The 14,229-nt window shown below is 62.4% G+C and carries 15 protein-coding genes; all 15 read right to left on the reverse strand.

The features are described from left to right. Window position 1: 1 nt before the first annotated feature. The 15 genes from B5E56_RS08975 to B5E56_RS09045 all read right to left on the reverse strand — a co-directional run bounded on the left by B5E56_RS08975 (window position 2) and on the right by B5E56_RS09045 (window position 14,205). A complete protein-coding gene (locus B5E56_RS08975) occupies window positions 2–1,255 on the reverse strand; it encodes an NAD(P)/FAD-dependent oxidoreductase (RefSeq protein WP_087389414.1) in 1,254 nt (417 codons plus the stop codon). Then, window positions 1,252–2,121 (reverse strand): MurR/RpiR family transcriptional regulator, encoded by an 870-nt coding sequence (locus tag B5E56_RS08980; RefSeq protein WP_087389415.1) that lies wholly within the window; start codon window positions 2,119–2,121, stop codon window positions 1,252–1,254. Before B5E56_RS08980 ends, B5E56_RS08975 begins: the two co-directional genes overlap by 4 nt. 222 nt (window positions 2,122–2,343) lie before the next feature. Beyond that, a complete protein-coding gene (locus B5E56_RS08985; protein WP_087389416.1) occupies window positions 2,344–3,054 on the reverse strand; it encodes a pseudouridine synthase in 711 nt (236 codons plus the stop codon). 67 nt (window positions 3,055–3,121) lie between these two features. Then, window positions 3,122–4,198: a D-alanyl-D-alanine carboxypeptidase family protein gene (locus B5E56_RS08990; RefSeq protein WP_087389417.1), complete on the reverse strand. Its 1,077-nt coding sequence runs from the start codon at window positions 4,196–4,198 to the stop codon at window positions 3,122–3,124. A gap of 26 nt (window positions 4,199–4,224) precedes the next feature. Beyond that, window positions 4,225–4,671: a GerW family sporulation protein gene (locus B5E56_RS08995; RefSeq protein ID WP_087389418.1), complete on the reverse strand. Its 447-nt coding sequence runs from the start codon at window positions 4,669–4,671 to the stop codon at window positions 4,225–4,227. A gap of 3 nt (window positions 4,672–4,674) precedes the next feature. Beyond that, window positions 4,675–5,310 carry a DUF2953 domain-containing protein gene (locus B5E56_RS09000; RefSeq protein WP_087389419.1) on the reverse strand — a complete coding sequence of 212 codons (636 nt, stop codon included), beginning with the start codon at window positions 5,308–5,310 and terminating at the stop codon, window positions 4,675–4,677. Further along, window positions 5,307–5,972, reverse strand: coding sequence for an SMC-Scp complex subunit ScpB (gene scpB, locus B5E56_RS09005; protein ID WP_087268538.1), 666 nt, complete (start codon window positions 5,970–5,972; stop codon window positions 5,307–5,309). Before scpB ends, B5E56_RS09000 begins: the two co-directional genes overlap by 4 nt. A gap of 3 nt (window positions 5,973–5,975) precedes the next feature. Continuing rightward, complete coding sequence (locus B5E56_RS09010; protein WP_343214241.1) at window positions 5,976–6,797, reverse strand: segregation and condensation protein A; 822 nt, start codon at window positions 6,795–6,797, stop codon at window positions 5,976–5,978. A gap of 1 nt (window position 6,798) precedes the next feature. Next, window positions 6,799–7,509, reverse strand: a complete 711-nt coding sequence (locus B5E56_RS09015; protein ID WP_087389420.1) for a site-2 protease family protein — start codon at window positions 7,507–7,509, stop codon at window positions 6,799–6,801. Between the two features lie 3 nt (window positions 7,510–7,512). After that, window positions 7,513–8,208: a tyrosine-protein phosphatase gene (locus B5E56_RS09020; protein WP_087389421.1), complete on the reverse strand. Its 696-nt coding sequence runs from the start codon at window positions 8,206–8,208 to the stop codon at window positions 7,513–7,515. Window positions 8,209–8,313: 105 nt separating this feature from the next. Then, window positions 8,314–9,066, reverse strand: a complete 753-nt coding sequence (locus tag B5E56_RS09025; protein WP_087389422.1) for a fumarylacetoacetate hydrolase family protein — start codon at window positions 9,064–9,066, stop codon at window positions 8,314–8,316. Next, window positions 9,063–9,662: a ribosome biogenesis GTP-binding protein YihA/YsxC gene (gene yihA / locus B5E56_RS09030; RefSeq protein WP_087187900.1), complete on the reverse strand. Its 600-nt coding sequence runs from the start codon at window positions 9,660–9,662 to the stop codon at window positions 9,063–9,065. The genes B5E56_RS09025 and yihA overlap by 4 nt, the downstream gene beginning before the upstream one ends. Before the next feature lie 45 nt (window positions 9,663–9,707). Further along, entirely contained in the window at window positions 9,708–12,107 is a 2,400-nt protein-coding gene (lon, locus tag B5E56_RS09035; RefSeq protein ID WP_087389423.1) for an endopeptidase La, read from the reverse strand. Between the two features lie 108 nt (window positions 12,108–12,215). After that, the gene (clpX, locus tag B5E56_RS09040) at window positions 12,216–13,529 is read right to left on the reverse strand and encodes an ATP-dependent Clp protease ATP-binding subunit ClpX (RefSeq protein WP_087389424.1); all 1,314 of its coding nucleotides are present in this window, start codon (window positions 13,527–13,529) and stop codon (window positions 12,216–12,218) included. A gap of 94 nt (window positions 13,530–13,623) precedes the next feature. Further along, the gene (locus B5E56_RS09045; RefSeq protein ID WP_087187897.1) at window positions 13,624–14,205 is read right to left on the reverse strand and encodes an ATP-dependent Clp protease proteolytic subunit; all 582 of its coding nucleotides are present in this window, start codon (window positions 14,203–14,205) and stop codon (window positions 13,624–13,626) included. Between the last annotated feature and the right edge of the window lie 24 nt (window positions 14,206–14,229).

Here is a 14,229-nt window from a genome sequence, read left to right on the forward strand (position 1 = left end):
ATCACTCTGCCTCCTTGGAGGGACGAACGAACTCCGCCGCGCCTCGTCCCGCCGCCCGGCCGGTGGACCAGGCGATCTGCAAATTAAAGCCGCCGGTGTAGGCGTCTACGTCCAGCACTTCCCCGGCAAAAAAGACCCCGCCCGCCTTCTTGGAGGCCATGGTATGGGGGTCTACCTCAGAAGTTTTGACGCCGCCGGCAGTGACAATGGCCTCGGCGATGGGCCGGGGTCCGGAAATATCGATGCGAATGCACTTGAGGGTCTCCACCAACCGGCGGCGCTGCCCCTTGGTCACCGAGTTGGCCTTCAGGTCGCCGGGAATGCTGGTCAGCTCCAGCACCACCGGCACCATGAGCCGGGGCACCAGCCCCTCCAGCACATGGCGGAAATCCTTGTTGGCCCCCTCCCCCAGGTCCCGGAGCACCCGGGCGTCCAGCTTCTCCTGGTCCAGGGCGGGTTTCAGATCCAGCAGGATGTAATAGTGCTCCTTCCCCATGTCCCGCATATGGGCGGAGGCGGAGAGGATTAGGGGTCCGGTGATCCCGAAATGGGTGAAGAGCATCTCCCCCTGCTCGGCATACACCGTCTTTTTCTTGCTGTTTTTCACTTGGATGGCCACGTTCCGCAGGCTGAGACCCTGCATCTGGGCGCAGAATGCCTGTTCCGCCACCAGAGGCACCAAAGAGGGCCGGGGTTCCACAATGGTATGGCCCAGCACCTTGGCAAAGTCGTAGCCGTCGCCGGTGGAACCGGTGAGCGGATAGGACACGCCGCCGGTGGCTACCACCGCCGCCTTGCAGGGATAGGTCCCCTTCTCCCCCTTCACGCCGGTAATGTGTCCCTTCTCCAGGATCAGGCCGACAGCCCGGTCCTGAACGATGTCCACCCGGGCCTTTCTCAGCGCCCGCAGCAGGGCGTCGATGATGTCGGCGGCCTTGTCGGACTGAGGAAACACCCGGTTGCCCCGCTCGACCTTCAGGGGCACACCCAGACCTTCAAAAAAGGCTTCCGCCTCCTCGGGAGTAAAGCGGGTGGCGGCGCTGGTCAGGAACCGGCTGTTGCCGGGGATGTTTTGCAGCAACTCCTGCACCGTGCAGTGGTTGGTCACGTTGCACCGGCCCTTGCCGGTGATGTACAGCTTGCGGCCCAGCTTAGGGTTGCGCTCCAGCAGGGTAACGGACACGCCCTGCTCCGCGGCGGCCAGGGCCGCCATACAACCGGCGGCGCCGCCGCCAATCACGATGATCTCACTCAAGGGTTTTCGTCCACCTTCTCATAGACCTCATACTCGTCCCAAATCCGTTCCAGACTCTCAAAGGTGCGGGAGAGGTCGTCGTTCTTCTTCCGGCCGATGGCCACGATCAGGGCGTTGACCAGGCTGAGGGGGGCCACTAGGGAGTCCACGAAGGAGGCCATGTCGCTCTTGGCCAGCAGGTTGATGGTGGAATAGGGGGCCAGGGGGGATGCCGCCGAGTCGGTAATGGCGATAGCCTCCGCTCCCCGGTCATGGGCAAACTGCATGGCCTTCACCGTCCGGCGGGAGTAACGGGGGAAGCTGATCCCGATGATCACGTCCTCCGGCCCGATGTGAAGCAGCTGCTCAAAGACCTCGCTGCTGGAGGTGGTGTGGATGATAGTCACATTGTTGAAGATCAGGGTAAAATAGAACCCCATAAAGCTGGCGATGGCGGCAGCGGAACGCACACCCAGAATATAGATGTGGCGGGCCTTGACGATGGCGTCCACCGCACGCTGGAACTGGGCCTGGTCGGTCTCCTCCATGGTCAGGCGGATCTTCTCAATGTCGGACTGCATCACCATGGACAAAATGTCGTGGTCTCCGATGCGGTCGTTGGTCACCTCGATGCGCTGGATGGAGGTGAGCTTGCTGCGGATCATCTCCTGCAGGGCCTTCTGCATGGCGGGATAGCCGTCGTAGCCCAGCTCGGCGGCAAAGCGCACCACGGTAGACTCGCTCACCTTCACCGTCTTGCCCAGCTTGCTGGCCGTCATGAAGGCGGCCTTGTCGTAGGACTCCAGGATGAAGTTGGCGATGAGCTTCTGCCCCTTGGAGAAGGTATTCATTTCAGATTGAATGGTAGAGAGAATATCTTTCGGCATAACCAGTACCTCCCGGCGTTCTGATCCCTGTCGACATAACGCCGTTAACCTTGATGACAAAGAATCCCGGTCCATCCCCCGGTGTGACCGTGGACAGACCGGACAGATAGACGGCCGCGCAGCCGCGGTACGTCCCTTGATTCAGTAAACACTATCATACTGGTTTTTCGAAAGAAAAGCAATCCCCTTTTTGCAAGAATTCTATCACTTCCTGCAAAAAGTCTATGACCTTTTTGGGGGTACCTGTTCCAGCAGGGCCACTTCCTCCCTGCTGAGGGCGCGCCAGCGGCCCGGCTTCAGCTCTCCCAGGGTGAGGGCTCCCTCCCGCACCCGGCGCAGGCGGGTGACCTGGAGTCCGGCGGCGGCGCACATCCGCCGCACCTGCCGGTTGCGCCCCTCATGGATGGTGACGGACAGAATCCCCTCCCCCGCTCGCTCCACTTGGGCGGGACTGAGGGGCACGCCGTCCAGCTCCATGGGACCCCGCAGCACCGGCAGAGCGGCGGGGATATCTCCGTTCACCCACACCAGATACTCCTTCTCCACCTCGTGGCTGGGGTGGATGAGACGCTGGGTCAGCTCCCCGTCGTCGGTGAGGATGAGCAGGCCCTCCGAATCCAGGTCCAGCCGGCCCACCGGCCACACCCGGGCCCCGCAGCCTTTCACCAGGTCGGCCACCGTTTTCCGTCCCTTCTCGTCGGACAGGGTAGTGACATAGCCCCTTGGCTTGTTGAGCATCAGATAAGTACGCTTTTCAGGACCCTTCAGGGGCCTGCCGTCCACCCGGATATCGTCTTTGTCTGGGTCGGCCTTATCACCTACAGCGGCAGGCTTGCCGTTCACCGTCACCCGGCCCGCCGCCAGCCAGCCCTCCGCCGTCCGGCGGGAGCAAACACCGTGGGCGGAGAGTATTTTTTGCAGCCGTTCTTCCACCGGCAGTCTCCTTTCCGCAGTTGAGGCCTGCCGTAAAACGGCAGACCTCTTCTGTATTCTCTCAAATTCATCCGAACAGCCGCTGCCACCACCGCAGAGGGGCCACGTTGTTGGCCGCGCCCGTCTGGTAGAGCAGGGGCAGCCGGCCGATCTCATCCCCGTTCAGGGTGAGGGTGAGGCTCCCCGCCGGAAACCCGGCCTCCACCGGCGCCTCCACCTCCTCCGGCAGGTCCACCGTACGCTGGACGGTCTCGCCCTGGGCCAGCGGGTAATAAAAGTCGGACACGGTGCTCACCCGGGTGAAAGGGCACAGACTGCCCGTCACCGGAATGTGGGTCCACTCCCCCGCCGCCGCCACCAGAGTCCGGGGATAGGCGGCAAAGCCGTAGTCAAAGAGGGCGGCGTGGTCCGTCCAGTCGTTGGGGGCGTTGAGGGTAACGGCGATGAGCTCCTGGCCATCCCGCAAGGCGCTGGACACCAGGGTCCGTCCCGCCTCGTCGGTGTAGCCCGTTTTCAGGCCGGTACACCCCTCATACCGCCACAGCAGTTTGTTGTGGTTGGTCAGGCTCCGCCCGTCAATGAAGATAGACCGGGTGGAAACGATGGTCCGCAGTTCCTCCCGCTCCAGTACCGCCCGGGCCAGAATGGCCATATCGTAGGCGGTGGAGCAGTGGTCGGGATCGTCCAGACCGTTGGGGTTTGCAAAGTGGGTGTCGTTCATGCCCAGCTGGGCGGCCTTTTTGTTCATCTCCGCCACGAAGCTCTCCACGTCTCCCCCGCAGTAGCCTGCAATGGCCAGGGCCGCGTCGTTGCCCGAGGAGAGCATCAGCCCATAGAGCAGAGCCTCCAGGGTGACCTTCTCCTCCGGCTTGAGGTACATGGAGGAGCCCTCCGCCCCCGTCCACTCACGCTTGATGGTTACCGTGGAGGACAGGTCGGGATGGAGTTCCACCGCCACCAGGGCGGTCATCAGTTTGGTGATGCTGGCGATGCTCCTCTGTTCCCGGGCGTTTTTCTCGTAGAGCACCCGCCCGCTCTCTTTGTCCATCAGGATGGCCGAGGAGGCGGACAGGGTGGGTTCTGCCCCAAAAACGGGCAGGACCAGCAGAGACAGAACCAGCAAAAGGGCGCACCAGCGTTTCAAAACAGCATCACCTCACGTTGATGCCGTTAGTATACGCCCTCAAACCCCGGTTTATCCGTGCCGTTCTGGGCGGCCTTCTCTGCCTTTTTCTTCTCCTGCTGCTTCTCAATGAAGTCCGTGATCTTGTCGATGGCCTCGGGCACCATCTCCACCACCCGGTCCACAGTGGTAGCGGCGGGAGGCGCCACGGGCAGCAGCTTTACCGACCCGTCCTTGACCACCAGGAAGCCCACCGGAATCAGGTTGATGCCCGCCCCGGCGCCGCCGCCGAAGCAGCTGTTGTCCTCCGGCTTCTTGTGCTTGCTGCCAAACTCAGTGCCGCCGGAGCCCACACCCACGCTGAGCCGGGAGATGGGGATGATGGTCACCTCGCCGGTGACGATGGGCTGGCCCACAATGGTGTTGGCGTCTGCGATCTCACGGACCTTGTCCGCGATCTCGCCCATCAGATCTCCGATAGGATGCTTTTCCATAGCTTAAACCGCCTCTTTCTGTGTTTCCTGCCGGGATTTGCTCCCGCTTTTTTGTTTGGAAAGGATGGGCAGTACCTTGGATGCCACCCGGACGCCCAAGGCAAGGATCTGCCCGATGGTCAATGTGGCCGCCGCCCGCAGATATACAGTGGGATGCTCGGTGGTAAAATCCACGTTGGTGCGGATGCGCCACTCCTTCACCTTGAAATTTTGCTCCACCAGGGGCCAAAACATACCGATGGCCCCGTTGAGTCTGCCGTAATTCACCGCCGTCTTGGCCGGATCGGCGGAGGCAACAACCACGTCCAAATAAAACTGGTCAATGCGGATCTTCCGCCGCAGCTGCCCGGCGGCATCGGTCACCACCGGCAGCAGTTCTTTCACCAGATCAAAGATCTCCCCCGCCGTCTTGGGTTTCTTTGGAGGCTTGGACTTTTTTTGCTTGGATGCCTTGGCTTTTTTTGCCTTGGCCGGTTTGGGCTGTTTGGCCTTCCGGGGAAAGAGGGTCACCCGCACCGGGCCTATCAGCAGCCGAACGGTAAAGGTCTTTTGGGCGTACTCCGCCCATACCCCCACCCGGATCAGGCTGAGCAGCACCAGCGCCAGGACCACGATCCCCAGAACCAGCAGCACAATCATGCCCCAGACTCCTCCTCAGACTTGGCCAGCTCCCTGGCGGCTTCCTCGATCTCTTCTTCCGTAATGGCGGACAGGTTCTCCCCTTCCTCCGCCGCCTTCAGCCGCTCCACCGCCGCCTGCATCTCCAGGGTAATTTGCCCGTCCTCCGGCGGCATATTGGGCAGCTCGGGCAGTTCGTCCAGGCTGGACAGGCCGAAGGACCGCAGGAAGGTCTGGGTGGTGCGGTACTGGATGGGCCGGCCCGGCACCGCCAGGCGGCCGCACTCCTCGATCAGGTCCCGCTCCAGCAGCAGGCCGATGGTGTAGGAGCTGTCCACCCCACGCACCTGGTCCACATAGGCCCGGGTGGCAGTCTGGTGGTAGGCGATGATGGCCAGCACCTCCAGAGCGGGCTGGCTCAGCCGGGCCGGACGGCGGGTCTCAAAGGCTTTTCGGATGTAGGGGGCGAACTCAGGGGCAGAGCACAGCTGATAGCTGGTCTCCAGCCGCACCAGCCGGATGCCCCGGCGCTCATAGCTGTAGCGGTCGGCCATGCGTTTGCACACCGTGTCCACGGTGCCCCGGTCCAGGTCCAGGGCCAGGCACAGCCGTTCCACTCCCACCGGCTCCCCGGCGGCAAAGAGGATGCCCTCGATGGCCGATTCGATTTCCTTTACTTCCATAGATTATCCCCCGTCTGACGGCTCATAAACATCGGTGGAGTAGTCGGGCTCCTCCCCGCCCTCCCCGGTGCTTGTAATGGTGCAGTCCTGCTCGGTCCCGGCCAGGCGCACCCGCCGGGCCTTGCACAGCTCCAGCACAGCGATAAAGGTGGCCACGATCTCCGACCGGCTCCGGTTGCCCCGGAACAGGGCGGAAAACCGGGTGACCCCGAACCGGGCCAGCCGCTCCAGAATCTCGTCGGCCTTATCGGCCACCGGATAGGGTTCCCTACCCACAATGCCCTCAAAGGCGGCTATGGGGGGCGGCAGCCGGTGGTCAGTCCTGGCCAGGACCGACTTCATGGCCTTCAGCAGGTCCTCAGGCTTGTGGACGTAGCGGTAGGTCTTGTCCGCCTGGATAGCCTCCGGCGGCTTGGTCAGGTAGTCCCGCCCCACCGCGTAGCGGTCGGACAGGGTGGGCACCACCGCCTTGATGCGGACATAGTCCTCCCGCCGCTGATGCTCCTCCAGGGAGGCCATCAACTGTTCCAGTTCGGTGAGGGCCTCCTCATCGTGGATGGACAGCAGCATCCGGGTCTTGATGTAGACCAGCTGGGCCGCCATGGTGACGAACTCGCTGGCCACCTCCAGGTCCAGCTGCCGCCGCTGGTCCATCCAGGCCAGATATTGGTCCAGAATCAGGGAGATCTGAATGTCCTTGATCTCCATCTTGTTCTTGCTCAGCAGATGGAGGATCAGGTCCAGGGGACCGTTGAAGTCCTCCAGGTCCTCCCGGTTCTTGACCACTTTTTCCAGATGGTAAATGGGCGTTTCGATGGCACTCACCTCAAAACAGGTTCAGAATAGTGGAAACGTCCTGGAGATAGAGCAGCCATTCCAGCGGCATTCCGGTGATGGCGCACAGCCCCCGCAGGCACTGGACCATCAGGAAGGTCAGGGGCTTGTTGAACACCCCCACCAGCACCAGGATGATGAGCAGGCCCATCACATATTTCTCATACTTGAGGATGGTATAGTAGGTCCTGTCGGGCAGGAAGGCAAACAGGATCTTGGACCCGTCCAGAGGGGAAATGGGGATCAGGTTGAACAGTCCCATACCCACCCCCAGCAGGGCCATATTGGACAGGAAACACAGGGCCAGCAGAGTGCCCTTGTTGATGGGAGCGAAGTGCCAGACAACGGAGGCCAGCGCCACTGCCGCCAGGGCAGTGAGGAAGTTGGCCGCAGGGCCCGCCAGGGCGGTGATGGCCATACCCTGCTTGGGGTGCTTGAAGTAGCGCATATCCACCGGCACCGGCTTGGCCCAGCCCACCTTGACCACCACCATCATCAAAAGGCCGATGAGGTCCAGATGCTTGATGGGGTTGAGGGTAAGCCGTCCGGCGTTTTTAGCGGTGGGGTCCCCCAGCCGGTAGGCCACAAAGCCGTGGGACAGCTCATGCAGGGTAATGCACAGCAGGGCGGCCACGGCGCTGATGAGCAGAGCCACAAGCCCCCACCAGTCCATGTGCTGGGCAAATTCACGCAGAGAACCCAATGGTCATTCCTCCAACAGTTTGCGTTTCAGCCGGTCCAGTACCGGATCGGTCAGTCCGGCGGCATACAGATAGTCCAAAACAGAGCCGTAGGCCCCCTCCAACCTCTCCAGGCAATCCTCCAGATATTCCGGCTTGGAGAGGCCCACATAGGCGGGCAGGTCGGAGCGGGTCTCCCGCATCCACCGGATCACCGGGCGGATATAGGTCTGGGACACCTGATAGTCGGCCAGGATATCCAGCCGGTCCACTCCCGCCAGAGTGAGCAGCAGGGCGGCAATGCAGCCGGTGCGGTCCTTCCCCGCCATACAGTGGAAGAGCACACCCCCAGGTGCGTCGGTGATGGTCTCCAGCACCGAGCGTATGGTGTCCTTCCGCTCCAGGGTGCGGAAATAGCCCAGGCCGATGAGCTCCTCCTCGTTGGGCAGCTTCTCGCCGGTAGACATGGGAATGAAATGGCAGGAGAAGCCGGAACGGGCCGTCAGTTCGTCAGGGAACTGTCTCGCCTCCGCCGGGCTGCGCAGGTCGATGATAGTAGTGATGTTCCGCTCCAGCAGAAGCTGGACATCGGCGTCGGTCAATCCCATAGGGTTGTCCCCCCGCAGCAGAACGCCCCACCGGGTGGTCCTCCCATCCGCCGTAGGATAGCCGCCCAGATCCCGCAGGTTGAGCATCTTCCCCAGCACGATTCGCCGCTCCATTCCATTTCACCTCAGTTCTGTCCATAATTTGATTCCGATTATATCAAATTTTCCCGAAAAACACAAGCCGGACCGGCGGGTTTGCCCAGCCGGTCCGGCCTCTGCTCAGATGATGTGGTTCCGCAGGGTGCCGATGCCCTGGACGGTAACCTCCACGGTGTCGCCGGGGGCCATGGGCCCGATGCCCGCTGGGGTACCGGTGGTCACCACGTCGCCGGGCTCCAGGGTCATGGAGGCGGTGATGAACTCCAGCAGCTGAGGCACCGCCGTCATGAACTGGCTGGTGTTCCCCTGCTGGACCACCACCCCGTTGAGCCGGGTCTCGATGGCCAGAGCGGCGGGGTCCACCTCGTCGGTGACCACGGGGCCAATGGGGGCGAAGCCGTCCATGCTCTTGCCCCGGGTCCACTGGCCGTCCCCCTTCTGCACGTCACGGGCGGTGACGTCGTTGAGGCAGGTGTAGCCCAGGATATAGTCTGCAAAGTTCTCCGCCTTTACATCCTTTGCCCGGCGGCGGATGACGAAGGCCAGCTCACCCTCGTAGTCCAGCCGCTCCACAAAGCCGGGGGCGTGGACGCTCCCCTCCGGGTGGTTGAGGGTGTTGGGGGCCTTCAGGAAGAGGATGGGTTTGTCGGGCACCCCCTCCCCCATCTCCACCGCGTGGTCATAGTAGTTCTTGCCCACACACACAATCTTGGTGGCCTCGCAGGGTGCCACCAGCCGGCAGGCCTCCAGGGGCAAGCTCGCCCCGTCGTAGCACAGCTCCTCAAAGGGAGGCTTGGTCAAGGTGCGCACCAGGTCCCCCTGGAGCACGCCCCACACACCTTTGCCGTCCCGCAGCAGTTTTACATATCTCATGCCAGTCCCTCCGCGTGGTCCAGAATCAGATTGAGCAGTTCCTGCTTTCCGTCTCCCTTTTCAGCCGAAAAGGGAATTACCTTTACACTATCGTCCAGCTCCAGGGTTTCCCGGATGCGGGCCAGGTTGGGCTCGATGTCGCTCTTGCGCAGCTTGTCCAGCTTGTTGGCCACCACGGCAAAGGGCTTCCCGCTGTTCTTGAACCACTGAGCCATGGTACAGTCGTCGGCGGTGGGCTTGTGGCGGGAATCCACGATCATCAGCCCCAGTGTCATCAGAGAGTTGTCGGCAAACCACTCCTCCATGAGCCGCCCCCACCGCTGCTTCTCCGCCAGGGACACCTTGGCATAGCCGTAGCCCGGCAGGTCCACCAGATAGAAGGCGGAGTCGATGAGGAAGTAGTTGATGTGGGTGGTCTTGCCGGGGGCGGCGCCCACCCGGGCAAAGTTCTTCCGGTTCAGGAGCCGGTTGATCACTGAGGACTTGCCCACGTTGGAGCGGCCGGCAAAGGCCACCTGGGCCAGCCGGTCACGGGGGAAATCGGACGCCTTGGCGGCGGAGCGGACAAATTCCGCTTTTTGCAGATTGATGGGCATAATTACCTCCCAAATGTGTATGCGCGACGGGGGTTTGCCCCCGTCTTACTGGCGCAGATTGGGCCGCTCGGCGGTCTGGGCCCCGGTGTGGGGCTGGGCCAGCGGCTGGGCAGGTTCACACACCTTCAGGTCCAGAGCCTCAGCCAGTACCTGATCCACCTGCTCCACAGGCACGAACCGCAGGCCCGCCTTGACGGTGGGATCGATCTCCTCCAGGTCCTTCTCATTGTCCGCCGGGATGAGAACGGTGCGGATGCCGTTGCGGTAAGCGGCCATGGTCTTTTCTTTCAGGCCGCCGATGGGGAGCACTCTGCCCCGTAAAGTAACTTCGCCTGTCATCGCCAGTTCCGTCTTGACCGGCAGCCCGGTGAGGGCGGACACCATGGCGGTGGTGATGGCGATACCGGCGGAGGGGCCATCTTTGGGCACCGCTCCCTCCGGGAAGTGGATATGGAGATCCTTTGTCTTGTGGAAGTCGGCCTCAATGCCCAGCTGGGCGGCCCGGCTGCGGATATAGGTCAGGGCGGCGTGGGCAGACTCCTTCATCACGTCCCCCAGGTTGCCGGTAAGCTCCACCTTGCCGGTGCCGGGCACCACGGCCACCTCCACCTCCAGGATCTCTCCTCCCACGCTGGTCCAGGCCAAACCATTGACTACGCCCACCTGCTCGGTCTGGGGGATGTGGTCGGGGTGATACCGGGGAATGCCCAACAGCTCCTCCAGATTTTTCTCTGTAACGCTGACCGACTTTACAGTGCCTGTCACCAGGCGCATAGCGGCCTTACGGCACAGGGCGCCGATCTGCCGCTCCAGGATACGCACGCCCGACTCCCGGGTGTAACCCCGGATGAGGGTACGCAGTGCGTCGTCGGACAGTTTGAACTTGGCCTTTGTCAGGCCGTGGCGCTTGATCTGCTTGGGGATCAGGTGGCGCTTGGCGATCTCCACCTTCTCCTCGTCGGTGTAGCTGCTCAGCTCAATGACCTCCATCCGGTCCAGCAGGGGCTTGGGGATGGTGTCCAGGGTGTTGGCGGTGGTGATGAAGAGCACGTCGGACAGATCGAAGGGCACCTCCAGGAAGTGGTCCCGGAAGGTAGCGTTCTGCTCGGCGTCCAGCACCTCCAGCAGCGCGGAGGCGGGGTCGCCCCGCTGGTCGTTGCCCAGCTTGTCGATCTCATCCAGCAGCAGCAGCGGATTGCAGCTGTCGGCCTGCTTGATGGCGGCAATGATGCGGCCAGGCATGGCCCCTACATAGGTCTTGCGGTGGCCCCGGATCTCAGCCTCGTCGTGGACGCCGCCCAGAGAGATGCGGGCCATGTTCCGGTGAATGGCGTGGGCCACGCTGGTGGCAATGGAGGTCTTGCCCACGCCGGGCGGGCCTACCAGGCAGATGATCTGCCCCTTCATCTGGGGAGAGAGCTGCTTGACGGCCAGGAACTCCAGGATACGTTCCTTTACCTTCTCCAGGCCGTAGTGGTCCCCATCCAGCACCTTGCGGGCGGCCTCCACGTTGACTCGCTCTTTGGTATACTTGCCCCAGGGCAGTTCCAGCACAGTATCCAAGTAGTTGCGCAGCACAGTAGCCTCGGCGGAGCCGAAGGGCTGCTTCTCCAGCCGGCCCAGCTCCTTGGTCAGCTTGTCCGCCACCTCCTGGGGCAGCTTGGCCTGGGCAATACGCTGGCGGTACTCCTCCAGCTCGCTGTCCCCCTGGCCGTCCTCCCCCAGCTCCTGCTGGATGACCTTCAGCTGCTCCCGCAGCACATAGTCCCGTTGGCTCCGGGTGAGTTGGTCCCGCACCTTGTCCTGCATCTGGTGCTCCAGCTCCAGAATGGCCACCTCCCGGCGGAGGTTCTGGCACAGCTTCTCCAGCCGGCGGACGGGGCGCAACTCTTCCAGAATGGCCTGCTTGTCCCCGGTGCGCATGGGCAGGTTCTGGGCGATGTAGTCGGCAATATAGCCCGGCTCCTCGCTGGAGAGCACCGACAGCAGAATGTCGGGAGTCATCTTGGGGGCCAGGTCGATGTAGTTCTCAAACAGCTCGTAGGTCTGACGGATCAGCGCCTCGGTGCGGGCAGAGCGGCGGAAGGTGGTCTCCTCCGGGATCTCCTCCACCTGGGCGGTGAAGTATGGCGTGGTCTGGGTCAGGCACTGGAGCCGTCCGCGGCTGACGCCCTCCACCATCACCCGCACATTACCGCCGGGCAGGCGGAGAATCTGGCGGACGGTGCTGATAGTACCCACCCGGTAGAGGTCGGCCTCCTTAGGCTCCTCCACTGCCAAATCCCGCTGGGCTACCAGGAAAATGGGCTGACCGGAGGTCATGGATTCGTCCAGGGCCTTGATGGAGGCCTCCCGGCCCACGTCAAAGTGGAGCATCATATTGGGAAAAATGGTCAGGCCCCGCAGGGCCAGGGCCGGCATGACCGCAGGCAGATTGGTTTGCATGGACTTCCCTCCTCTCGGGAATATGAAACAGGAGACAGGACCGAGGGCGGCCGGTCCTGCCCAGTCTCCCGGTTCCTGTCTCCTATATTGGTCTTATGGCTGTTCTGTTCAGGACACGTTGCCCTTGGGGGCCTTTCCGCCGTGCTCGGCACGGAGGGACGCGCCGCCCAGCCTGGGCCGGTGGGTGCGCTCCGGGTCGTGCTCCACCGTGGGAGGCACATGGTCCTTGACGCTCTCGGCGGTGATGGTCACCTTGGTAATGGTGGGGTCGGAGGGCACGTCGTACATGACCTGGGTCATGACCTCCTCCAGCACCGCCCGCAGGCCGCGGGCGCCGATACCACGCTCAATGGCCTTGTCGGCGGCCGCCTCCAGGGCGGCGCTGTCAAAGGTGAGATCCACCATATCGTACTCCAGCAGCTTCTGGTACTGCTTCACCAGGGCGTTCTTGGGCTCGGTGAGGATGCGCACCAGCTGGTCCTTGTCCAGGGCGTTCAGGGTGGTGATCACCGGCAGACGGCCCACCAGCTCGGGGATGATGCCGAACTTCAGCAGGTCGTGGGGCTGGACCTCCTTGAAGATAGCGGTATCCTTCTCCTTCTTGCTCTGGATCTCGGCGCCAAAGCCGATGGTCTTTTTGTCCAGACGCTGCTCGATGATCTTCTCCATGCCATCGAAGGCGCCGCCGCAGATGAAGAGGATGTTCTTGGTGTTGATCTGGATGAACTCCTGATGGGGGTGCTTGCGGCCGCCCTGGGGGGGCACATTGGCCACGGTACCCTCCAGGATCTTCAGCAGGGCCTGCTGCACACCCTCGCCGGACACGTCGCGGGTGATGGAGGTGTTCTCACTCTTGCGGGCGATCTTGTCGATCTCATCCACATAGATGATGCCCCGCTCGGCCAGCTCAATGTCGTAGTCGGCGGCCTGGACCAGACGCAGCAGGATGTTCTCCACGTCGTCGCCCACGTAGCCCGCCTCGGTGAGGGTAGTGGCGTCGGCAATGGCGAAGGGCACCTTCAGGATGCGGGCCAGGGTCTGGGCAAACAGGGTCTTGCCGCAGCCAGTGGGGCCCATGAGCAGGATGTTGCTCTTCTGGAGCTCCACATCCTCCCCGCCGCCGAAGTAGATGCGCTTATAGTGGTTGTATACCGCCACGGACAGAGCCACCTTGGCGTCCTCCTGGCCGATGATATACTGGTCCAGCACGTCCCGGATCTCCCGGGGGGTGGGGATCACATCGGGGATGTCGGGGGACACGGACTCCTCCGGGTCGTAGTTGTCGTCCAGAATGCTCATGCACAGGTGGACGCACTCATTGCAGATATAGGCCCCGGGGCCGGCAATGATGCGGGCCACCTGGTCCTGGTGCTTGCCGCAAAAGGAACAGCGTACGCTTTTGCGCTCGTCGTTTTTTGGCATATCGTTACCTCGTCGTACTCTGGATTGGTTGCAGATGGGAGCAGGTAAAAAGCCGGAAAGGGAGCGGGGCGTTTCCTCCCCGCTCCCCCGCAGATTACCGGGAATAGATGACCTTGTCGATCAGGCCAAACTCCTTGGCTTCCTCAGCGGACATGAAGTTGTCGCGCTCACAGGCGGCAGTGACTTCCGCCACATTCTTGCCGGTGTTGTCGGCCAGGATCTGGTTCATACGCTTCTTGATGATCTCCAGGCGCTTGAGGTGGATGGCCATATCAGTGATCTGGCCCTGAGTGCCGGCGGAGGGCTGATGGATCATGATCTCCGCGTTGGGCAGTGCCAGGCGCTTGCCCTTGGCGCCGGAAGAGAGCAGGAAGGCCCCCATGCTGGCCGCCATACCGATGCAGATGGTGGATACATCACACTTGATGTACTGCATGGTATCATAGATGGCCATACCATCGGTGACGGAGCCGCCGGGGCTGTTGATATAGAACTGAATGTCCTTATCCGGGTCCTGGGCCTCCAGGTACAGCAGCTGGGCTACCACCAGGCTGGCGGTAGTGGCATTGACCTCCTCGCCCAGGAAGATGATGCGGTCGTTGAGCAGGCGGGAGAAAATGTCGTAGGACCGCTCGCCCCGATTGGTTTGCTCCACTACATAGGGTACTAAGCTCATGATTGCGAAACTCCTTTATTCTGA

Origin of the sequence: Flavonifractor sp. An112 (genome assembly GCF_002161085.1) — a bacterium.
Lineage (GTDB): Bacteria > Bacillota > Clostridia > Oscillospirales > Oscillospiraceae > Flavonifractor > Flavonifractor avicola.

Coding starts and splice junctions, on each gene's coding strand:
- yihA (WP_087187900.1), bottom strand. CDS start 9,662: ATGCCCATCAATCTGCAAAAAGCGGAATTTGTCCGCTCCGCCGCCAAG.
- B5E56_RS09025 (WP_087389422.1), bottom strand. CDS start 9,066: ATGAGATATGTAAAACTGCTGCGGGACGGCAAAGGTGTGTGGGGCGTG.
- scpB (WP_087268538.1), bottom strand. CDS start 5,972: ATGGAAGTAAAGGAAATCGAATCGGCCATCGAGGGCATCCTCTTTGCC.
- clpX (WP_087389424.1), bottom strand. CDS start 13,529: ATGCCAAAAAACGACGAGCGCAAAAGCGTACGCTGTTCCTTTTGCGGC.
- lon (WP_087389423.1), bottom strand. CDS start 12,107: ATGCAAACCAATCTGCCTGCGGTCATGCCGGCCCTGGCCCTGCGGGGC.
- B5E56_RS09045 (WP_087187897.1), bottom strand. CDS start 14,205: ATGAGCTTAGTACCCTATGTAGTGGAGCAAACCAATCGGGGCGAGCGG.
- B5E56_RS08995 (WP_087389418.1), bottom strand. CDS start 4,671: ATGGAAAAGCATCCTATCGGAGATCTGATGGGCGAGATCGCGGACAAG.
- B5E56_RS09000 (WP_087389419.1), bottom strand. CDS start 5,310: ATGATTGTGCTGCTGGTTCTGGGGATCGTGGTCCTGGCGCTGGTGCTG.
- B5E56_RS09020 (WP_087389421.1), bottom strand. CDS start 8,208: ATGGAGCGGCGAATCGTGCTGGGGAAGATGCTCAACCTGCGGGATCTG.
- B5E56_RS08980 (WP_087389415.1), bottom strand. CDS start 2,121: ATGCCGAAAGATATTCTCTCTACCATTCAATCTGAAATGAATACCTTC.